The 21,435-nt window shown below is 37.2% G+C and carries 21 protein-coding genes and 1 pseudogene; 6 read left to right on the forward strand and 16 right to left on the reverse strand.

Annotation, left to right across the window (positions count from 1 at the left end):
* Nucleotides 1-14: 14 nt before the first annotated feature.
* The 3 genes from QUF86_RS22795 to QUF86_RS22805 form a co-directional block, all read right to left on the reverse strand.
* On the reverse strand, nt 15-980 hold the full coding sequence (locus tag QUF86_RS22795) for an alpha/beta fold hydrolase (RefSeq protein WP_289335757.1): 966 nt from the start codon (nt 978-980) through the stop codon (nt 15-17).
* Between the two features lie 212 nt (nt 981-1,192).
* Nucleotides 1,193-1,744, reverse strand: a complete 552-nt coding sequence (locus QUF86_RS22800; RefSeq protein ID WP_289335758.1) for a dihydrofolate reductase family protein — start codon at nt 1,742-1,744, stop codon at nt 1,193-1,195.
* 200 nt (nt 1,745-1,944) lie between these two features.
* Nucleotides 1,945-2,604: a nucleotidyltransferase domain-containing protein gene (locus QUF86_RS22805; protein WP_289335759.1), complete on the reverse strand. Its 660-nt coding sequence runs from the start codon at nt 2,602-2,604 to the stop codon at nt 1,945-1,947.
* 351 nt (nt 2,605-2,955) lie between these two features.
* Between QUF86_RS22805 and QUF86_RS22810 the strand changes: the two genes are divergently transcribed.
* The gene (locus tag QUF86_RS22810; RefSeq protein WP_289335760.1) at nt 2,956-3,282 is read left to right on the forward strand and encodes an antibiotic biosynthesis monooxygenase family protein; all 327 of its coding nucleotides are present in this window, start codon (nt 2,956-2,958) and stop codon (nt 3,280-3,282) included.
* Nucleotides 3,283-3,848: 566 nt separating this feature from the next.
* Here QUF86_RS22810 and QUF86_RS22815 read toward each other — a convergent pair.
* Together QUF86_RS22815 and QUF86_RS22820 are read right to left on the reverse strand one after the other, a co-directional pair.
* Complete coding sequence (locus QUF86_RS22815; RefSeq protein ID WP_289335761.1) at nt 3,849-4,418, reverse strand: GNAT family N-acetyltransferase; 570 nt, start codon at nt 4,416-4,418, stop codon at nt 3,849-3,851.
* A gap of 149 nt (nt 4,419-4,567) precedes the next feature.
* Nucleotides 4,568-5,332, reverse strand: a complete 765-nt coding sequence (locus QUF86_RS22820; protein WP_289335762.1) for a class I SAM-dependent methyltransferase — start codon at nt 5,330-5,332, stop codon at nt 4,568-4,570.
* 456 nt (nt 5,333-5,788) lie between these two features.
* On the opposite strand from QUF86_RS22820, the gene QUF86_RS22825 reads away from it, so the two are divergent.
* On the forward strand, nt 5,789-7,573 hold the full coding sequence (locus QUF86_RS22825) for a laminin G domain-containing metallophosphoesterase family protein (protein ID WP_289335763.1): 1,785 nt from the start codon (nt 5,789-5,791) through the stop codon (nt 7,571-7,573).
* A 283-nt stretch (nt 7,574-7,856) separates the two neighbouring features.
* Here QUF86_RS22825 and QUF86_RS22830 read toward each other — a convergent pair whose 3' ends face one another.
* From QUF86_RS22830 to QUF86_RS22860, 7 genes are all read right to left on the reverse strand, one after another.
* Nucleotides 7,857-8,282, reverse strand: coding sequence for a cytidine deaminase (locus QUF86_RS22830; protein ID WP_289335764.1), 426 nt, complete (start codon nt 8,280-8,282; stop codon nt 7,857-7,859).
* Nucleotides 8,283-8,316: 34 nt separating this feature from the next.
* Nucleotides 8,317-8,469 (reverse strand): hypothetical protein, encoded by a 153-nt coding sequence (locus tag QUF86_RS22835; protein ID WP_289335765.1) that lies wholly within the window; start codon nt 8,467-8,469, stop codon nt 8,317-8,319.
* Between the two features lie 92 nt (nt 8,470-8,561).
* Nucleotides 8,562-9,458, reverse strand: coding sequence for a DMT family transporter (locus QUF86_RS22840; RefSeq protein WP_289335766.1), 897 nt, complete (start codon nt 9,456-9,458; stop codon nt 8,562-8,564).
* A gap of 601 nt (nt 9,459-10,059) precedes the next feature.
* Nucleotides 10,060-10,824 (reverse strand): ABC transporter permease, encoded by a 765-nt coding sequence (locus QUF86_RS22845; protein WP_289335767.1) that lies wholly within the window; start codon nt 10,822-10,824, stop codon nt 10,060-10,062.
* 80 nt (nt 10,825-10,904) lie between these two features.
* On the reverse strand, nt 10,905-11,720 hold the full coding sequence (locus QUF86_RS22850) for an ABC transporter ATP-binding protein (protein WP_289335769.1): 816 nt from the start codon (nt 11,718-11,720) through the stop codon (nt 10,905-10,907).
* A gap of 27 nt (nt 11,721-11,747) precedes the next feature.
* Complete coding sequence (locus QUF86_RS22855) at nt 11,748-12,803, reverse strand: ABC transporter substrate-binding protein (RefSeq protein ID WP_289335770.1); 1,056 nt, start codon at nt 12,801-12,803, stop codon at nt 11,748-11,750.
* A gap of 437 nt (nt 12,804-13,240) precedes the next feature.
* Nucleotides 13,241-14,485 carry an MFS transporter gene (locus tag QUF86_RS22860; RefSeq protein WP_289335771.1) on the reverse strand — a complete coding sequence of 415 codons (1,245 nt, stop codon included), beginning with the start codon at nt 14,483-14,485 and terminating at the stop codon, nt 13,241-13,243.
* 171 nt (nt 14,486-14,656) lie between these two features.
* Here QUF86_RS22860 and QUF86_RS22865 point away from each other — a divergent pair, with 171 nt between their 5' ends.
* On the forward strand, nt 14,657-15,541 hold the full coding sequence (locus QUF86_RS22865; protein WP_289335772.1) for a LysR family transcriptional regulator: 885 nt from the start codon (nt 14,657-14,659) through the stop codon (nt 15,539-15,541).
* Between the two features lie 158 nt (nt 15,542-15,699).
* On the opposite strand, the pseudogene QUF86_RS28720 reads toward QUF86_RS22865, so the two are convergent.
* Nucleotides 15,700-15,810: pseudogene (locus QUF86_RS28720) on the reverse strand (type I restriction enzyme endonuclease domain-containing protein); the annotation flags it as partial.
* A 65-nt stretch (nt 15,811-15,875) separates the two neighbouring features.
* On the opposite strand from QUF86_RS28720, the gene QUF86_RS22870 reads away from it, so the two are divergent.
* The 3 genes from QUF86_RS22870 to QUF86_RS28725 all read left to right on the forward strand — a co-directional run bounded on the left by QUF86_RS22870 (nt 15,876) and on the right by QUF86_RS28725 (nt 16,446).
* A complete protein-coding gene (locus QUF86_RS22870) occupies nt 15,876-16,088 on the forward strand; it encodes a hypothetical protein (protein ID WP_289335773.1) in 213 nt (70 codons plus the stop codon).
* A 65-nt stretch (nt 16,089-16,153) separates the two neighbouring features.
* The gene (locus tag QUF86_RS22875; protein ID WP_289335774.1) at nt 16,154-16,285 is read left to right on the forward strand and encodes a hypothetical protein; all 132 of its coding nucleotides are present in this window, start codon (nt 16,154-16,156) and stop codon (nt 16,283-16,285) included.
* Nucleotides 16,286-16,323: 38 nt separating this feature from the next.
* Nucleotides 16,324-16,446 carry an ATP-binding cassette domain-containing protein gene (locus QUF86_RS28725; RefSeq protein ID WP_353957678.1) on the forward strand — a complete coding sequence of 41 codons (123 nt, stop codon included), beginning with the start codon at nt 16,324-16,326 and terminating at the stop codon, nt 16,444-16,446.
* 659 nt (nt 16,447-17,105) lie between these two features.
* On the opposite strand, the gene QUF86_RS22880 is transcribed toward QUF86_RS28725, so the two are convergent.
* From QUF86_RS22880 to QUF86_RS22885, 3 genes are all read right to left on the reverse strand, one after another.
* The gene (locus tag QUF86_RS22880) at nt 17,106-18,494 is read right to left on the reverse strand and encodes an Ig-like domain-containing protein (protein ID WP_289335775.1); all 1,389 of its coding nucleotides are present in this window, start codon (nt 18,492-18,494) and stop codon (nt 17,106-17,108) included.
* 1,707 nt (nt 18,495-20,201) lie between these two features.
* The gene (locus tag QUF86_RS28730) at nt 20,202-20,366 is read right to left on the reverse strand and encodes a helix-turn-helix domain-containing protein (RefSeq protein WP_353957704.1); all 165 of its coding nucleotides are present in this window, start codon (nt 20,364-20,366) and stop codon (nt 20,202-20,204) included.
* 217 nt (nt 20,367-20,583) lie between these two features.
* Nucleotides 20,584-20,757, reverse strand: coding sequence for a hypothetical protein (locus QUF86_RS22885; RefSeq protein ID WP_289335776.1), 174 nt, complete (start codon nt 20,755-20,757; stop codon nt 20,584-20,586).
* Nucleotides 20,758-21,435: the final 678 nt, after the last annotated feature.

Below are 21,435 nucleotides of genomic sequence, written 5' to 3' on the forward strand. Positions count from 1 at the left end.
TTTCTTTTTTCAATTCATTTAATAAATTCCATGGCAAGATCATAAATCTCATCAGGCTCGTATAAATAAATACTGTGCGTCCCTTTCAGCTTTATTACATCGCCTTTTAATAGTTTCTCTGCAAACTCCTCATAATCTTGATTTTTTTGTTTTGTATATGTTGAATTTTTATTTTCATCGGCAATCGCATCTAAAAATAAAATGGGTGTTTCTTTTGGAACCGGCAAGTTAACTGATTTTTTCCCATTATTGTAACTCTGTAAAATCTCTTGCTCCATATCATCATTAAAAAACTGTTTGTAAGATAGTGCTTTATACATTTCTTTTTCATAGTCCGTTAAGAATGATTGCCTAATCACTTCGGGATTATAAGTAGCAGAAGGAACAAGACGGTGCAAACCCATTTTCGTTAAAATATTCACACCTCTTACAGTCAATGAATCAACCAGGCCCATTTTATGAGTTACATATTGGTGCGGTAAACCAATATCCAAAGCAATAATTCCCTTTACTTCACTTGGGTATTTTTGTGCCCAGTAAATCGCTTCGATACCTGATACTGAGTGTGGAACCAAAATATAAGGAGGTTTATTTCCACTTCCCATTAACGATTTCCTACTTTGCTCCAATATTGTATCTATATCCCTATCATCATGAAAAACATCACTGTTTCCATATCCAGCTCTTTCAATTACTGCAATCTTATTTTCTTTTGTAAACTTACTATATAATCCTTTCAATTCATAAACAGGGGCAGCAATTCCGGAACCGGACATAAAAACGAATGTATCCTTACCGCTGCCTTCAGTATATACATTAATTTTTTTGTTATTAAAATCAACGGATATTCCTTCACTAATTAATGATGATTCCTTGCCCTTCTGATAATTATGGTAAATAAAAACAGCTATAGCTACAAATAAGATAATAGCAATGAAGGTAAAAAATAAATTCTTTGATACTTTCAACATTTTTTCCATATAGAACACTCCTTCCAAGATATATTGAAAGGATATATGTTAAAAATAAATTTCTAATTAATTTTCATTGTATATTTTCACTTTTCACTTAAGAAAAGTTCAACTTCCAATGACCAGTGAATTTACAGCAGAAAAAGGCTGCGCCAGCGCAGCCATAACTATTGAAGGAAAGCTATTTACGAATGAAGTTTTAGTAGCCCTCCGCCATATTCCTAAGTATAAATAATATTATATGTGGGTTTGATCACTCCGTTTGGATATTGTTTCATTTCAACTAAATCTAATTTTAGACTCGGCTTAACGCTGCCGAAAAGAGGGATGCCTTCACCGATAATGACTGGATTCACTTTCAACACCAATTGATCAATGAGTTTATGTTTTAATAACGTTCCAGCCAGTTCACCGCCCCCGCAAAGCCATAGCTTTCCGTCAGCTTGCTGCTTGAGGTTTTCAATAAACGCCACAGCGTTTCCTTTGATAAGTTCTACCTCCTCATTCGATTCAAACTGAAGGGAGCTCGAGAATATATAATGTTTCAAACCCTTATAGCCTGGTTCACCCGGTTTAGCTCCGAATTGAAATCCAAATTCATATGTTTTACTTCCCATCAACACCGCTTCATAATGCTGGATATCAGATAAAAAGTCTGGGACATGATCTCCTTCAAATAAGAAAAAAGAATGATTGATATCCCCTTCCAACATTGCTTGATCGGCAATGAAATTGTCCTGTGAAACGGCTACATGATATACCAATTCTGCCACCTATTCATCCCTCCAAAAGTGATTACACTAATGTTATTTCCTGAACTCCAAATGTACGATGTCCCTTAACCTTTAGCAAAAGTATCAGATAGCCATATCCATTATTCGTTTGATATGGTCTTCATTTGCTTCTACACCCACTTGTGTGCAAAGGTATTTATTAAGTCTAAGGAACTCTGGGATCATACCTCTTAACGTTTTCATGATTTCATTTGTATTACGGCCACAATCCCAACCTCCAAAAGGGATAATTGCTTTTCATCTAATTTACTTCTTTCACCTTCGATTTTCGTCCATACTCCATAGGGTCCATCTACGTGTTCTTCCATTTCCATATACCAACCAGACACAATCAACCATCGTATCCTATCAAGATTGGATAGTGCATGAAATATTTCTTCCCTCATAATAGCTCGGTAGGTTTCGTGGACAAATGCAAGCAGCTTTCCTCTCCAATGGTCAACTTCTTCCGGTGAGGGTTTATACACTTGCTTAGCGGATTCCTTAATAACATGGCTCATAATATTTAGGGGATCATAAAGGACTTCAACCTCTTTTAACCAAATGGAAGGTACCATTTCCTCAGGTGAGTGATACCAGCTATCCACTTTCACAAAGGACTCATAATGAGAGACGACGTACGGTGATGAAGGATTGTAGTCTTCGTGAAATGAAACATATCCCCAGTTATTGGCTCTATTCCTTTTTTCCTTTAAAAAACCTGCTTTCCGTTCTGGTATAACAATGGTATGCAAATCGATATCAGAGTAATTATCATAGTTTCCTTTTGCTAATGAACCGGCTAGGTAAATAGCCAAAACATCTGGATCTGCCGATAAATCTTTTAATGCATTTCCCAAAAGAATTTCGCGATGTTTCGGTAAAAATGCACCCCTTTCTATATGTTTACTGACGAATCCCGCACAAGAAAACCATCTCCTTTTTTTGTAAAACCTTCAAATTAATATATTCGTGAATCAGAAAAAAATCCCTTCTTCCTATGAACTGCGGATTAGTGAACTTTCTGTCTTATGGTAGTTTCTTGGCTGGAGATCAACGCCCACCATCACCTTCATTGGCTGTCTGAAAATGGTTACTTTCCGGGAATGGCTTTTCATATTGCAATCAGCTTTATCAGGAGACAGACCCTCCCCATGTTCTTCCGGATGTGTTATTATTTTGAATATTAAGTTAGAAGGAGGCATTATTTCATGTTTTTTGCAAATACACCTGAACCGCCCTATTACGCTTGTATTTTCACTTCTGAAAGAAGCGATAAGGATGACACAAGTTACAATTCAACCGCTGATTTCATGGATGAACTTGCCGCTCAACAAGATGGCTATTTAGGAGTCGAAAGCGTAAGAGATCAAAACGGGTTAGGAATTACCGTATCCTATTGGAAGTCCTTGGATGCCATAAGGATTTGGAAGGAAAATGCTGCTCACAAGAAGGCACAAGAAAAAGGTATGAAAGATTGGTACTCGTCATACACTACCCGAATTTGTAAGGTTGAAAGAGATTATACCAGCAAGTGAGGAAACTAAAATTTAGTACTTGAATCGTTTTTTATGGTTTTTCAGTTTTAGAAAAAGACCGCTTTTTTTAGGGTTTGTAAATTTGAACGTTGATTTCCATTCCAGGCACTCGCTTTCCGCGGGCGGTCCGGGAGCCTCCTCGGCGCTCTTTGCGCCTGTGGGGTCTCCCTTGGACGCGTTTTCCCCGCAGGAGTCTCGTACCCTCCATTCCAATCAACTGGAATGGTTTTTACTTTAGGCTGTTCTCATCCCGAACCATGTTTAAGACTAGTTAATCCTTTATGGATTTTCACTATTTTATGAAACGCTTATTAGATTGAAAATTTGCGACACCCCTGCCGAGTAACTGGCAGACAGTCGGCGAGAAAGGAAGCTGATTTCTGAAAACAACTGGAACGTTCTTTAAAACTGAAGGCAAATTTGATTACCATGCAGTTTGTCTTAAGTCTGAGGCCGCTAAAATCTCCTTTTAAAGAATGGTAATAATCCCCTTGGTAAAATTGAAAAAGGGTTTCAGGATGACTGCATTCCGAAACCCACTTTGTCGATAAACTGTGACCGCGTACTTAGCGGTCTTCACAATGAATGATGTCATTAAGATCTTCTTTTATGAGTGAGTACATATATAAATCATCGAATTTGCCACAAGTATATTCATAGTGCCTTAGCAATCCTTCTCTTCTAAACCCTTGCTTTTCCACTAGTTTTTGGGATGGGAGATTATCCGGTTCAATCAAGGCTTCAATCCTTTCCAGGTGAAAGTGACGATAACCATACATAACGACGGCTTCCAACGCTTCACTCGCAATGCCTTTTCCCCATTGATCTTTAGTTAATTCATATCCAATTTCAGCTCGATGATGTTTGGTGACCATATTCAGAAAACCACAACTTCCTATAACCTTACCGGAGTTCTTTAATGTAATTCCCCATCTGATTCCCGTACCCTCCCGGAATATAGATTCATACCAATTAATTTCATCGCATACGTCATTCATTGTTTGGCATGGTTCTAACCCCATTGGCTTCACTACATCTGTATCAGATAGATATTTAAACATATCAACCGCGTCTTCTATCGTTACTTCCCTTAAAATCAATCGTTCTGTTTCAATAAGCGGAAATACCTTCTCCATCCAATTTCCCTCCTCTAAATCCCCTTTTCCATATATAACTATTTTAATCATTACCTAATTAAAGCCGATAATCAACGCATTATTGCTTAAAAATTAATGTTAATAACTAAAAAGGCGTCCCTACTTTCGTAGAAACGCCTTTTTCCCGTTTATTTGATTCCTTCATTAAAAGAATTTATTGTTTCCTTTACTGCTGAAATGATTAAAAACATGGGCCTTCGATTTTCATCTAACATTTCAGGAACACTTTTTAACATTTCATCTGAAGGCATCGGTTCCTTTACTGCTTTAATGCTGAAACCAGCACAAATCAAGTCATTCATATATGTTGAAATCGTACGGTGATACTTTACTACGTTTTCGGTTAAGAAGGTTGTTTCTCTCACACCTTCGGATTGATAGTTGTCAACTGGCCAATGCAGATGATTTCCGTGATCATCTACATACCATGCTTGCTCGTTTCGAGAAGTAAAGATTGGATGTTCAACCGAGAAAACAAAAGTGCCTCCAGGCTTTAGACAATCATGGACCTTTTTGCAGATTGCCTCATACGACTCAATGTAATGAAAAGCCAACGAACTGATGACCACATCAAATTCAGAGCCGGAAAAATCGATGTCTTCAATTGGCATCTTAATATACGAAATGAAACGGTCATCCGTTTTTTCACGAGCTCTTTGAAGCATATTGTCCGAAATATCCACACCAATCACGGAACTAGCTTGTTGCTCACGGGCAAATCGGCAATGCCATCCGAAACCGCAGCCCAAATCAAGTACACTCTTATTGCGCAGATTTGGCATTAGTTCTTTTAATACATGCCATTCTCCCGCAGCTTCAAGTCCCTTGACTGATCGTGGCATTTGCTCATACGCAGAAAAGAAATTTGTATCATCATATTTGTTTTGTTTCATTATTCATACATCTCCTATAAATTAAGATAGCCTCCTAAGATTAATACCACATCTATTTCAGGAGGCTACCTATCTCCTTCTTACCATTTCTTTCACCTCGTTATCTTGATGAATCACTGTCCTTATAGTAGCACATCGCTTGTCTACCTTCCGGCTGTCAGAAGTTCAATTTTATATTGAATCTTCATATTGATCCTATTTTCAATTACCTAGTAATCCTTGATTAGAGCGAACCTTCAAAAAGTCAAATTGAATCCACTAGGACTTATTTCCTAATGGATTTTGTAGGAATAAGTCTTTTTTACTCATCGTTAATAAGTTATCAAAAAGATAAGCAAACTATACCATATTGCAGCTTATACGGGATCTACCTAGGCTTAGTTCACTACAAATTATCCAGGTAGTAAAAAGAAGAAATGTATATCGCTTAATCAAAATTAATGGGGTGAATGTTTTATGAGAATGAAAAAAGCATTAATAGGTCTCTCACTCTTATGTATGATTGTTCCTGGTATTGCCAAGTCGGCTGATTCCGTTGCTGAAAATAATCGAAGCAGTATCGTGGCAAATTGGAAATTCACAAAACAACATGTTAAAAGCGGTTCAATCGATAAAGGTAATTTAATTATAGAAGATACGAGCAAACATGGAAATGATTTAGAGTTAGTGACGATAGGTGATCCTGCCTCGCCTGAAGTAAAAAATATGATTCAATGGTCTGAAGAAGATTATCATGATCTCGAAAAAGTGGATAGCTTGGCGTTCGCTAATTACGAAAACGCCCCTTCAGGGAGATATTTCGAAACCAAAAAGGGTTCACCTATCAATTCGGAGAAATTCGATAAGGGTTTTACCATTGAAGCGATTTTTAAGTTGCCAAGTGATTTTAAGAGTGTCATGGGGCTTTTTTCTAGACAAGGACAGGCTGCCGATCTTAATAAATTGGAAGGTGAGAAGAAAATCCTTTCTGCTTTAACTGTATCCAGTGATCAAAAAATCCAATGGACCAGCCATCCATCTAATTTAAATTACAATGTAAGCAATTGGTCTCGATCATTAAATGCTGATGAATGGTACCATTTGGCGGTTGTTAATGACGGTAACACGACGACTTTAACTTTGAATGGCGTTAGTGATTACGGAAAATCAGAAAAAGTAATAGGTATTGCAGCAGTTAAAGGTAAAGGCTGGAACATCGGAGCAACTGAGTGGGGAAATAAGTTCAATGCTCTATTCAAAGGGAATATCCAGGAAATAAGAATTGCTAATAAGGCTTTGACTGAAAAAGAATGGCTTGTGCAGGATGCTCGTGACGATGAGCCATTTGAAGGATCAAACAAGGCTTTACCCTTTCTAACGAATAAAAAGAATTACAATTTCCTTTTCATTCCAGATACCCAGAAATATTCAAGCCAAAATCCAGAGATTTTCAATAGCCAAATGAACTGGATTTCCAATAACACTAAGAAGAACAATATCGTTATGAATACATTTGTTGGGGACATTGTCGATAGTGATTCAGAAAAACAATGGCAGATTTCCCTCGGAGCCATTTCCCATCTGGATAAAAATCAAGTTCCATATATGATGGCTGCAGGGAATCATGACTATGCTGACGGAGATCCTTTCTTAACACATTATGGGCCGCAGCGTTTTACGAATAAAAATTACTATAAGGGGTCGTCTCACTCTGGGTATAGCTCATATGCAATAGCTAAGGCAGGGAGTTATGAATACTTAGTCTTAATAGTGGATATGAAAAATTTGCATAAGGACTTGGAATGGTCAAAACAGGTTCTGAATCATCATAAAGATAAACCCACCATCCTCGTCTCACATGATATTATTTTTCCAAAGCTTAAGGATGATAAAACCAATGCCGTCGAGTCATCTAATGGCAAACTGATTTGGGATGAACTTGTAAAGAACCACAATCAAGTGTTCATGACTGTAAATGGACATTATTACGGGATAGCACATCGTGTAAAACAAAACACAGCAGGAAATGATGTCATTCAAATGCTAGTCAATTACCAAACGAATTATCGAGGGGGAAATGGCTGGCTAAGACTAGTAGAATTTGATGAAAAGAAGAACAAACTGTTTTTCCGTACCTATTCCCCATTTGTCGATGAAATGTCTAAAAAAGAAAAATCCTACGTCGATTATAAATTTTTAACAGGTGAAAATAATTCATTTAAATTAGATTGGGACTTTAAAAATAGATTTAATTTTAATTAATTTAAAAGACGAAAAAATCCAATTCCCCAGGTATAATTAACGATCCCATCAACCTGGGGGGATTCCTTTATTTTGGAGCCCAATATAATGTTGAATCGTTCAAACCGTCATGCTCTAATCATCATTTTGTTTTTTCCAAAACCAGTTATCTTTAGATTTAGATGTTATTATCTCTTTTTCATTAGCGTAATCTCAATATCTTTTAAGACCTGAAACACCTTTCTCTTTTCTAAATAAGCTCGCACCCTATCAAAGACTCAACCGACATTGCACTTTCTTGAATTTATTTTTCAGTCCATTTTTCCTTATATTCATCATAAGCTGCAGTCCAATGATACGGTTGCACTTCTGCTAATGTTTTGAAAGTTAGGTCGTGTCTTGGTAGACTAACTGCCACTTTAACTGACGGACCCCAGTAAAAAAGCCTTTCTTGACATATTCCACAAGGAGAAAGCACTTTAAATTCTGACTTCTCATCATCACGAACTACACATATCGAATGCGTAATTTTCTTATTCAATTTATGAGCCTCTAATATGGCTCCTGTTTCCATACAAAGATTTGTTGAATCATTTATTATATCAGGAGCTACGCTGGTTAAAGCCGTACCATCTTCTAACCAAACTGCCGCTGCACCGCCCCATCCTTCAGGGTATCTTTCCTTTATTAAGTCAATGACCATTTCGTACAGTCTTTGTTCAATATCCAAGTGATTGCCTCCCATGAATCTTTAGGATCCCATGTCATTTCCGACTACTTTCCCAGGACTTTAAACAGTCTTTGATAAACCAAGCACAGTCTGCAACCTTGCGAGTAGCTATTTGATGATTAACAACTTCAAGCAGCTTTTCGATTGCTTCTTTCATATCTGTATCCATGAATTTTCGTTTTACCAATTTTACCTCCCCACTTTTCTTTAAAACATTGCATCCTTTATATCCATCATTTCATCTCCAACTCCCGCTTTCCCGTGTTTGGAAAAACGTTTTCATGCTGCTTTTTTCATCACTGATTTGTACTTTCCGAACCCATTAACGACAAGGACCCCTAATATCGCAATCACGCCGCCTATGACCGAAAGAGTACTGGGTACCTCCTGCAGCCAAACCCATGCGATGAAAATGGCAATTACAGGTTCAATGTATAACAGACTAGATACGGAGCTGGCCTTTCCTAACGAGAGTGCGACTGCCCATGTAACATAACCGATGGCTGCTGGGAAAATACCAACAAAAATCGCTGACAAGTGACCTTCCAGTGTAGCTTGTTGCATTTCTTGAAATAGGCCAGGAAAGAATATGAAAAATGGTATTGTACCGATCCATGTGAAATAAGCTGTCAATTCAATCGGATTATAGCGGCTAAACAACGGCTTTTGGAAAACAAAAAACACCGCAGAAGCAACAGCAGACATCAGCACTAGAAAGGCTCCTTCAGAAATATTTAGCGAAGGGCCTGCAGTACCCAATGTAATTAAGGTAATCCCTGTGAATCCTATTCCTAAACCAATCCATCCGAATAAGCCGAGGCGTTCTTTTAAAACGATAGCAGCAATGATCGCGATGAAAACGGGTGCTGAACCAATCAGCATTCCAGCGGTTCCCGCCGAAACGGTAAGTTCCCCGAATGTCACCCCGATATGGTAAATACTAATACCAATAAATGCAAGGATCGATATTCTCAACAAATCCTCTTTTTTCGGGAGTCGAAATTTCACGCCAGGCCATAGAGCATAAAGGACAAAAATCCCTGATGCGATAAGATAACGCACAAGTACCAAATGACCAGCTGAATACCCGCCATGTAAGCCTGCACGAATAGCAGCGAATGTAGATCCCCAAATAATAACTGTAATGGATGCCAATAAAAATGCTTTAGTGTTCAAAACCAATTCCTCCCATACCATTGACTATAACCTGAAGGTATCATGGATACGTAAGAACTTCAATAAAATTCCTATCTCGCTGTGAAGTGGCATAGTAAGAAAAGGACTTTGTGTTCACTCTGGGCTGTAATCATCGCTGAAGAAATTCTATTCCATATGGGATTGGATTGGAAATCTTCATTTAAAGATGGATTAGGTTTGAAAAGCATGCTAAACAAAAGGTGCTTCGTATAGGAAGCACCTTTTGTTCAGACTGTAGACAAACTCGATATTAAGATTGCCTACATTTTTTTGAGGGAGTGTAAAATATGAACGTTGATTTCCACTCCAGGCACTCGCTTTCCGCGGGCGGTCCGGGAGCCTCCTCGGCGCTCTTGGCGCCTGTGGGGTCTCCTTGGACGCGCTTTTCCCGCAGGAGTCTCGTACCTTCCGTTCCAATCAACTTTGTTTAAAAATTCAGATAGAAACCCTTTTGTCTACAAACTTGTTTACAATTACCTTTTCCAAATTTAAGCTTACTTGAAATATTGTCTTGAAGCTTTTACACTGTAACCGTTTTGTGCTGCAATACTGAAAAATAACGTTTAAAGTGTAAATTTAATTAATTATTTTCTGGTTTCCAAGATGAAAAGCGTCTTTCAATAATGCCTAATAAAGAAGTAAGAATGATTCCCGTAATCGTAATGACTAACACGCCAACAAACATGCGATCTGTTTGGAGATTTTGACCATTGCTTGTCAATTGATATCCGATACCAGCCGTTGAAGCGAATAATTCACCTACAACTACAGCAATTAATCCTTGACCTATACCTAAGCGAATACCGTTTAAAAGGAATGGTACCGTCGAAGGCAAAGCAATTGTTTTAAAAATTTGAAATTCACTTGCACTAAATGTTCTTGCTGCTTTTATTAAGTTTTGATCTAATGTTAACATAGCTTTTTGAGCGCTCATCACTATTGGAAAGAAGGCCATCAAAAATACTATAACAATTTTTGATGCGGGTCCTATTCCGAATGCAATGATGATCACTGGTAAAAGGGCGACTTTAGGGGTCACATATAGTCCTGAAATGAAGGGGTTAACTACAGCATTAAAGGTAGAATTCCAGCCCGATAACACACCAAGCGGAATTCCAATAAGTATTGCTAAAACAAAGCCTGCAATAAATTCGTAACCACTTACTTTCATATTTTCCCAAAAGGATACTTCTTGGACCATTAAAACTGCAGCTTGTGCAATTTCAATTGGTGAGCTAATGAACAATGGATTTATCCATTCATTTCGAGAGGCAACTTCCCAAAGCGACAGGAATAGTAAAACAGATGCAACACTGATAAAAAATGACTTCTTTTCTTTTTTCATTTTCTTCGCCTTTTGTATCTTATGCTTTGATTGTGTAAGCTGAATCGTACCCTTCGTCATATTATCCTCCTTTCACTTTATTATTTTTCTTTATTATCGAAACCTTGTTTTGAAGACTCCTGTTCAATAATGGACCATATATGATCTACAAACTCTAAAAATTCAGGGCTGCGCTTCACGTGGAGATCTCTCGGTCTAGGTATATCAACATCGACAACCTCCACTACACGTCCTGGTCTTGCCCCAAAAACAAAAACTCTATCAGCTAAAAATATTGCTTCATCAATTTGGTGTGTAATAAAAAGACTTGTCTTTTTTGTCTCATCCCATATTCTAAGTAACTCACCTTGCATAAATTCCCTAGTTTGTGCGTCTAATGCCGAAAATGGTTCATCCAGTAATATTAATGACGGGTTTACCGTTAATGCTCGAGCCAAGTTTACCCTTTGCTGCATCCCTCCTGACAATTCGTGGGGATAATGATTTTCATAACCTTTTAAACCGACCATTTCAATAAATTCTTTGGCCTCTTTCTTTTTCTCTGTGGTTACTTGCTTTTGCAGTTCAACTCCATAGAGAACATTTTCCAAAACTGTTCTCCAAGGTAATAGACTTGGGTTTTGAAAAACCATTGCCCTGTCCTTGCCGGGACCATCAATTTTTTGCTGATCTAATAGAATTTCTCCCTTACTTGGCTTCAGTAATCCAACTACTGTATTTAAAAAAGTGGTTTTCCCACAGCCGCTCGGCCCTACAATACATATAAATTCACCATCTTTGATATTTAAATTTATATTCTGCAGGGCAATCACTTCTGCACCAGTTTTATTGTTTACGTAAGTAACATCCAAAAAACGAGTCGACAATTTGAACTTTTCAAGTTGTGCATTTTCCATCTTGACTATCATCTCCTTTCCATCTAACTATTTTTTAAAAGCTTCTTCTATATAACTATTTGTCCAAATAACATCTTCAGTAGTATCCTGTTTAGTAGAAACCCCTGACAACTTGCCAAATTCAACTAATGGATCCTGGGCATTATCCCAAGCTTCTTGATTCATTTCCCCATAGCCTTTAAAAGTGTTTTTCATTCCGATTAGTGATTCCTCTAGAATATCAACATCAATTCCATCAAAATAAGAAACGATTGATTCGGCTGCCTCTCTTGGATTATTACGTGTGAATTCCATACCTTTCCCTATCGCCCGAACTACTTTCAAAGATGTTTCGTGATTTTCTTCTAAATATTCCTTTTTAGCAAAAACAGCTTCCCAGACCATATTCCCATACATTGGCTCTTCACTTGTATTGATTACAATTTCACCAACATCTTTACTTTCCGCTTGTAAACCCATCGGAGGTGATGCTATTCCCCCGTCAACAACCCCCTCCTGCATACCGCCAATCTTCGATCCATCTCCTGCCAATTTGACGGTTTTAAGCGTATCGGGATCAACACCATGCAATTGCATTAAATACCGGGTGTATACGTCTCCAGAATCGCCGACAAGGTTTGTACCAATAGTTGCACCATTCAATGAAGCAACTCTATCTTCAAATGATGAGTCTTTAGAAACATTCTTTTTCTTTTGATATTGTTTAGAGAGAGTAATTTGATAGGTTAGCGCTGAATTTAAAGATTGAATCGCCAATAATTCTTCACCTTTATCAAGAGGAGTAAACATACTTCGAGGACCTGAGACCGCAAACTGAGCTTCACCTGATAATACAGAAGCAATTACTTGTGCTCCTCCACCACCAGACACAATCTCAGCTTCAATTCCTTCCTCTTCAAAATATCCTTGCTCAATGGCTACGTACAATGGGGCAACCGACAACAACCGTGCAGGTTCTGTAAAAGTAAGCTTTACCGCTTTTCCTCCTGAATTCCTCTTATCTGTAGTAGTTTCGTCACTTGAACTGCATCCAGATACTATAAACACCAAACAAAGCAGAACGAACCATTTTTTCTTAAACATATTACTTACCTCCCTCAATCAAATATTTTTAACACTTCATTCACTAACTAACTATATTCCTCCTTTAATTTAGTTTTATATACAAAACACAATTTCATATACATATCAATTCTAAATCAGCTGTCCCATTTGGGTCAATTGTAATTTTGGAAAATTTAGATAATTCGGTGGATTACAGCACAAAAAAACACTCATTTAGATTGAGTGTCTGGTTCCTTTAACTCTCCGGATACAACCTACCTTTCATATATTTCAAGAGGCAAATCATCCGGATCGACTAATACAGTTCTATATAGTACTCGAAAAGGCGACGAATATATATTGCATTTGTTGAATGTATGTTCGGGTTATTATTAGCTGGTTTAGTTTATTATAAGATAAAAGGAGAGTACATATTATAAAAGGCTAATATGTGCTCCCCTTTATTTATTGACGATTCATGGGTTACCCGAGGTTTGTTTCAATGGGTTCTGAGGTCTTAAAACATCATAATGTTTGTATCGGTATTGGCGCTTTGAAAGGTATACTGAAAGTATAAGAGCAAGTAATAAGAATCCCGCAATCATGCCAATTAGTCCATCCCATCCGAATATGGACCAAAACACACCTCCGACTGTTCCGCCTACACTCGATCCAGCGTAGTAAAGAAATAGATATAATGAAGATGCTTGTGCCTTGTTATGTGAAGCACGTTGTCCGACCCAACTACTAGCAATCGAATGACAGGCAAAGAATCCAAAAGTAAACAATCCAAGTCCTAGTATCTTCACAAACAAATCAGAATCCAAAGTTAAACAGACTCCGACGAACGAAATCAAAAGATTAATGATTAATATTTTTTGCTTACCGTGTCGATCTACCAATTTCCCTGTCCAGGCAGAGCTAAACATTCCAACAATCATAACTATAAATATCCAGCTTACTAACGTTTGACTTAATGAATAAGGTTGGGCAATTAATACATAACCAATATAATTGAACAATGCTGCATTACTTCCTAAAAGCAAAAACCCCATCGTATATAAGCTAAGTAATTCTGGATCCTTGAGATGGTCAATTAATGATTTCCCTAACCTTCCAATCTCTAATTTACGATGTTGGAAATTTTTCGAAGGTGGTAAGCTAATCCAAAAAATCAATGTGGCCACTAAGCTTATTAGACCGATTCCGCCTATTGCTATGTGCCAACCAAGGTAGTCGCTCAGCATACCAGAGATAATTCTACCACACACAGCGCCAATTGCATTGCCACTGATATATAGGCCCATTGCGGTTCCAAGGCTTTTAGGCTCTATTTCTTCCCCAAGATAGGCCATTGCAATGGAGGGAAGGCCAGCCAATGCAATTCCTACCATAGTTCGAAACATCAGTAAAAGATGATAATTAGGGCTGAATGCTGTAAGAATACAAAGCAACGAAGCAACGATCATAGAAATAACCATGATGGGCTTACGTCCCCATACTTCAGATAAAGAACCAAAAACCAGCATGCTGATGGCCAGAGCTATTGTTGTGACCGAAAGTGACAGACTTGCAGTAGTTGGAGAAATACTAAACTCTTTAGTGAACTCTGGCATTAAAGGCTGCGCACAGTAAAGAATAGCAAATGTATTGAAACCAGCCGCAAAGAAAGCAAAGCTAGTTTTGCGAAAGACAGGTGTACCTTGTTGAATATATCTCATAATACAATCAACCTATACCATCTATATTGCATAAAAAATCATTCCTTTTAACAAATTCTGTTCTTGAATTTTATATTACCACCGATATCTTATGATGTATAATTCATTATAATAATGGTTTTAATGATTATATGGAATGAATGAACAGATTTATGAAAGAGGTGTCTATGGATGGAATGGCAACAGTTTGAATACTTCCAAACTCTAGCACGTATGCAACACGTAACGCGTGCGGCAGAAGCGTTATCAATCACCCAGTCTGCCCTTAGCCGATCTATTGCTCGTTTTGAGGATGAAATAGGAGTTCCATTATTTGAACGTCAAGGGCGTTCAATTAGATTAAATCAATATGGTCACATCTTTTTAAAGAGTGTGGATAGTATGATGAAGGAATTCCATAAAGGTAAACAAGAAATTCAAGAGTTGCTCGAGCCAGAGCAAGGACAAGTCTCGCTTGGTTTTCTACACACGTTGAGCACGAATCTTATTCCAGATTTAATCGCTTCTTTTCGTGTGCACTATCCAAAAATCAATTTTCAACTCACACAAAGCCCATCCCATACTCTTCTTGAGCAATTACAATTAGGAGAATTGGATCTTTGTCTAATTGCGCCTATGGGAATGAAAGCGCCAATCCAATGGGCGCAACTTTGGACGGAGGAACTCTTTGTTATAGTCCCTAGAGGCCATAAATTCGCTAATTATGAAACGATCACGTTAGAAGAAATTGCAGCAGAATCGTTTATTCTTTTAAAAAAAGGATATTCCCTCCGCATAACTGTCGAGCAATTGTTTGAGGAAGCAGGGATTACACCTAATATTACATTTGAAGGAGAGGAAGCAAACACCGTAGCAGGGCTTGTAGCTGCCGGGCTGGGAATCTCAATTCTACCGACCCTGAAAGGGACAGACCAAAGTGAAATATCGCAAATACGTATTCAATGGCCGCAGTGCCAACGGGTAATTGGAGTTTCTTGGGTCGAGGGAAGATATTTATCACCTGCAGTTCGACAATTTAAACAATTTGTCTTTGATCATTTCTCCGGAGAGGAATAAGAATTTCTGTAAAGGAAGTTTTATATAAAATAACTGACTGAGTTACTAATAGAAAAACTATAGCAGTATGTAAAATATATAGTTTTTCCTTTTTTATATACAGTTATGAATTAAGGGGATTTGAGGGATATTCGCTTGAAAAGCCCGTTCGGGTGCCTTTAAATTAGGAGTTTATGCGATATAAGTAATTTTTGAAGGTCAGGTGGATAACCATACTTCATTAACAGTCTTCTGATAGTAATCCTTATTTTAGCTCTTGCTGATGATCTTTCCAATCAATATTTATATTGATTGGATAGCCTTAGTCCCGAAAATAAGGTTGCTGGATCAATCAATGGCCAATACCAGACAACATCAAGTCCATGAGCAGAAATTGGAACAGCTGGTTAAGTCCATGCCTTTCTATATCGTTGAATATGTAGACAATAAATTGGATACTCGGTCTCCTTCCACCCTCTTGAATTACGTTCTTGATTATAAATTATTTTTGGAGTGGCTGATTGCGGAAGGCATTGCTGAGCAGGAGCATATCAGTATAATATTTTAGCATTGTTACGGACGCTACAAAACCAAGAACAACTAACAATGCTTTTAATTACACAGGATCTTGGAGTGATTGCAGCATTAGCAGATGATGTTGCAGTAATTTATAATGGCGAAGTAATTGAATATACCGATGTTTATACTTGCTTTGATTCTCCTAAACACCCACATACGAAACAACTACTCGAAGCAGGATTGTAGGGGGCCACTAAAAAATTTGAAACGAATTGATTTACTTATTGGATACTCTCGGATTAGAACCATCTTTGCTCCAGCGCTATCCAGAAGAATTGAGTGGTGGTCAACAACAACGTTTGGCCATTGCTAAAGCAATAGCCACTAAACATCTATACTTATATTAGATGAAGTAACAAGTAGCTTAGATCTAGTATTACAAAAAAAAATATTACAACTGCTTCAACTATTGCTGAGAAACAACAACTGAGTTTATTATTTATTACACACGATATACAAGTAGCTCGTTTTATAGCTTCACAAATTCTTGTATTAGATCAAGGTGAAATTATTGAACAATTTTCCAAGCTTCAACAGCCTTGTCATTCGTTAACTAAACAACTATTTCAATCTGTATTACCTAGTCATCCATCTAAACGTTAATAAAATCAATTCTTTTGTAGTTGCCAGCAACATACACAAAACTTCCTTTCTATATTATAGGGAGAGAATGAGCATTGGAATTCCCAATGGCTTGTATTTAAAAAAATTTTGATTTCTATAAATTGTTTTCAAACATCTATATTTTCTCTATATAATGGTCGCAAAGCATTCTCAATCACTTATCGTACCTCTACCTCAATACGAATGGGTTCTGATTTTGACAAACAATCATATAAAACATGTAACTCTCTTTAGGTATAGTACTCCCTTATCCCTTATAGAGACACCTACCATTCTACATATTGGGACAAATTAAGATGTGCTAACGAGTATTATTATGACTCACTAAGGCCTTCCAAATGAAAAAAGGGAACCACCAGGCTCCCTTTTTGTTATATTGAACTTAATGTTTTACAACTTTAGTAGTTGCCTTTGAACTAGTATTCCCTGCTTTATCCTTTGTAGTTATTGAAAGTGTAGTTCCTTTTTTCTGTGCTTTAATCTTGACTGAGTAGCTCCCCTTAGAACTTGCTTTTGCAGAACCTAACACTTTATTTCCACTTTTAACAGTTACAGTTGAATTAGCTTCTGCTTTACCAGTAACAACTTTATCATTGTCATCGACTTTATTTACTGTTGGCTTATTTGGTGCAATAATATCTACAACAGTTACCGTTGTACTTGAACTCACATTCCCTACACTATCTTTAGCTGTGCTTGCCAATTTAGTACCTGCTTTTTGAACTGCAATTTTAACAGAGAACGTTCCTTTAGATGTTGCTTTTGAAGAGCCTAACATTTTACTTCCACTTTTAATAGTTATAGTTGAATTAGCTTCTGCTTTACCAGTAACAACTTTATCATTATTGTCAACCTTATTTACTGCTGGCTTACTTGGTGCAATAACGTCCACAACAGTTACCGTTGCACTTGAACTCACATTTCCTGCACTATCTTTAGCTGTAATTGTCAGTTTAGTACCTGCTTTTTGAGCTGCAATTTTAACAGAGAACGTTCCTTTAGATGTTGCTTTTGTAGAGCCTAACACTTTACTTCCACTTTTAACAGTTATAGTTGAATTAGCTTCTGCTTTACCAGTGACAACTTTGTCTTTGTCGACCTTATAAACAGTTGGCTTAGATGGGTTAACATTGTCTACAAATGCTGTTGCGGTAGCATAAATGTCGTATTCAGTATTATCGTCAATGTATTCGTTATCTTGGTCTATAACTCCCACATAGTAGGTTCCTTTTTTAGCTTGGTACGCTTGTACTTCAACACCATCCTCAAATTCACTACCTAAATATTCTAAGTTACTATTTGTAACAAAATCTTTTTGCACAGCCGCAAATACTAGATCAATAACATATGAGTCAGATAATCCAGCCACTAATAAAACTCCACTACTAGGAACATCTATTTTATGAAAATCCACATCATTCAAAGGAAGCAATTGACCGATTGTTCCTTTTTCGTATGATGCGTTGTCTGCTGAGTCAAAGTCATCATTGTACTCAGTTTCAAAAATATATTCATCGCCGGAAGAACTACTCATTCTACTCATTTTGTTAGAACCTTTAACTGATTGCGGTTGAGAACCATTTACTTCTTTTTCAAGTTGTTTAAATGTTTTAGAATCAACGAAACCTTTTTTAAGTGTTTTTTCCACTTGACGTTCAATAGCTTTCCTTGCCAATCCGTTTTCGTTTCCTTCGGCCTTCACAACACCTACAGACAATAATGAAGCAAATAGGCCTACAGCAACCAAAGATAAAACACCTTTATTACGCACGTTCCCCCCTCCGATATTCGTTATTAAGAACTATTTACTTTTACATACTAATACATAAGTCCCTGAATTACCATAATTTTCTTTATCTTAATTTTGACAAGAAACGCCATATAAGAGAGAGAGTAGTAGGTGTTTGAAATAATTATCCTTGATTGTAAGACCGTACTCATACTATTTTTTAGCTAATTGAAACTTAGTAAATGGCAACATATCCTCTATATCATCAAGATAAGTATAAGGGCTGCGCTGTAATAGCTGATAGTTCTGAAGATTGATCCGTAAATGGGGGAGCGTAGTCTCTAGATTACACTTTTTATATTTTAAGTTTTTTTATTTTACATAAGATAAATTATAGGAAGTTGTAAATATATAAAATCCACTGTCTCAAATTGACAAGTAATCTTGTAGTAGTGAGACAGAATAAAAGTGTTCAAAAAAAGTACACATCTTACACGTATCATTTCACAGAACATTCACACTTGTTCATTGTATAATATAGGTACTCCTTATTTTGATCTCTGAATCTGAATACGATTGTCCAGGACCAGTCTCATTCAGAGGTAAAAGCCTCTAAGCCATTTCCTTAGAGGCTTTTATTGTATCTCATTGCAACGAGTAATCTTATATTTTGAGACGAAATAAGAAATTTTACACTAATTGACATTGTTATTTTTGTATTTCTTCTGTTGATGGTGTATCCGCTTTATCTATAGTGATATCTACTGCATCCACTACTTCCTTAGTCATTGGTTCAGCTGCCTCAGTTTTATTTTTTACCTTTCCAACCTATTTTCCGTGTTTTTCCACTTCTTTATTCGCCTTTTGAATTTCTTTTTCAAGTTCAGCGACTAACTTATCAGCTTGTCCAGCCTTTTCTTCTGCGTATTTAAGTGTAGCATTAAGTTATTAATTGTATTGTTAGCTGTAGCAATCTCTTAAACTTTTGCGTCATATTCAGCTGTTTTGATGGCCAACTGATCCTTAGTGGCTTGGTGGTTAGCTGTTTCAGTATTTAATTTTGTAACCAATGCTACAATTTGTTTACTTAAATCAGACATTTGATTATTCAGTTCATTAATTTTATTATTTAGTTCTATTTTTTGAGCTTCTAGATCAGCTTTTTGATCCTTTAGATCAGCCTTTTCACCCTCTAGATTAGCAATTGAAGCATTTGCTAGTCCATTTCATGGTTAGCATTAATTTTTAGTGAGTTAATTTTTTCTATAAATGATCCTTCGTTTTCTTTGAATTGCACTAAGCGATTTCCAAAATCTTTAACGTCCTTCTTAGCGTCATCTAGAATTGGAGATCCTGTGAATGGTAATCCTAAACCCACTAATCAAATTGTTGAACCTGTGATAATAACTCCTGCAATCTTACTTGTAAATAAACCTATTTTATATTTCCCCCTGTTAGTTAAATGATAGTTTGGTTAAGTTTCCACCAGATTAATTAAGATAATTTGTCAATAAACAAGGACCTTGCAAACTAGTTGCAGGTCCTTGTTGCTTATGCGGACCCGTGCTGAAGCCAATGATTTCACGGTTAAAGAGGTCGACAAAGATACATACATAATGCCATATGTTTTTGACTCTAACATCTGTTAAATCGCTCATGATCACTTTTTTCACTTCTGCCTGCTGAAACTCGTTTCAATTCATTTCCCTAGGCTGACTCATTGCAAGATGTTTTCTGCGGTTTAAACAGTCAGTCGTGTACGAAAGAAACAAGTCCTTGTTCATTCATAATGCGGCGTCTGGACGTAGTGAATCCACGTTTGTGCAGCTCAACTTTAATCTTGCGAGTGCCGCAGGAATTCCGATTTTGTTCGAAAATATCAATAATTGCGCCTGTTACATCATCTTCTGACAGCTTAGTCTACTTTGTAACAGGCCTTAGTTCATAATCGATCCCATAACTTAAATTCAATATATAATATGCTAGTTTCAATATAACAACTCAATCCAATATGTTGATTGTACTAGTTGATGTTTTCTATATTAACCCAAACGAAACTCCTTGATATACAAGGAGTTTCGTTTGGGTTAATATATTTGTTCCAATACAATAAAATCGACTTAGATGTCCTTTACACTGTCAAGCGCACAGAAAGTATCCTAGTGCCTTGATTTTCTAATATAAAAGATTTAACACCTTGTGCCATTCCAAGCGTTGCCTCCAAATGCTTCTCCACTGCCATATGATCCTCTAAATGATGTTGCTTCAAATGTAAATAAAAATCTTCCGCTTCCTCCACCTTCATCTATCCATTGTCCTCCTAATGTATTTCCCCAAAGCGCACCGCCAACAATTCTACCCGTTATGGTTCTACCTTGGGCGTCTTTATAATTATATGTGCCGCTTACACTGAAGCCTGTTTGGCTAAAATACATTTTTCCACCACGGCGTCCCTTCTAGGAGTGCGAGACTTGGGAACGGTTGGCACATTGCACTCAAGTAGTCGGGAGTATAAATCCAACCTCTCCACCAATCTCCATCTCTTGCAACCGGAAAAAATGTATTGATTTACCAGTTATTAGACCTAGCCTGTTCCACGTGCCACTAGGCTCAACTGCGGTAGTGTAATCTCCAGGATTAATAAGCCCTAAGACAACTCTGCTTTGAATTTGCTGAGTTAAGTCTAACGGCATGAACCATGTTCCTTCATTAGTATTCAGCCTGAGCCGTGTCCATTGGTTGAGACATCCGGCTTTAAAAATCTGCTGTCGCAATTCGTGAGTAAGTTCGCTTTGATTGAACAACTTAATCACTCCCCTTTTTAAATTTTAAATGGTCACATACGAAATGGGTAGCATGAGTCTTATTGTTCTTTGTGTCTGCTTTCCTTTTGTTACTACACTTACAGAACGAGTACCTGAGCCATCTCTTAAAAAAAGAAGTCCTCTAATACGTCATTTCCTACATGAATGACCTTCATCAA

This window comes from Peribacillus sp. NJ11 (genome assembly GCF_030348405.1).
Classification (GTDB): Bacteria; Bacillota; Bacilli; order Bacillales; family DSM-1321; genus Peribacillus.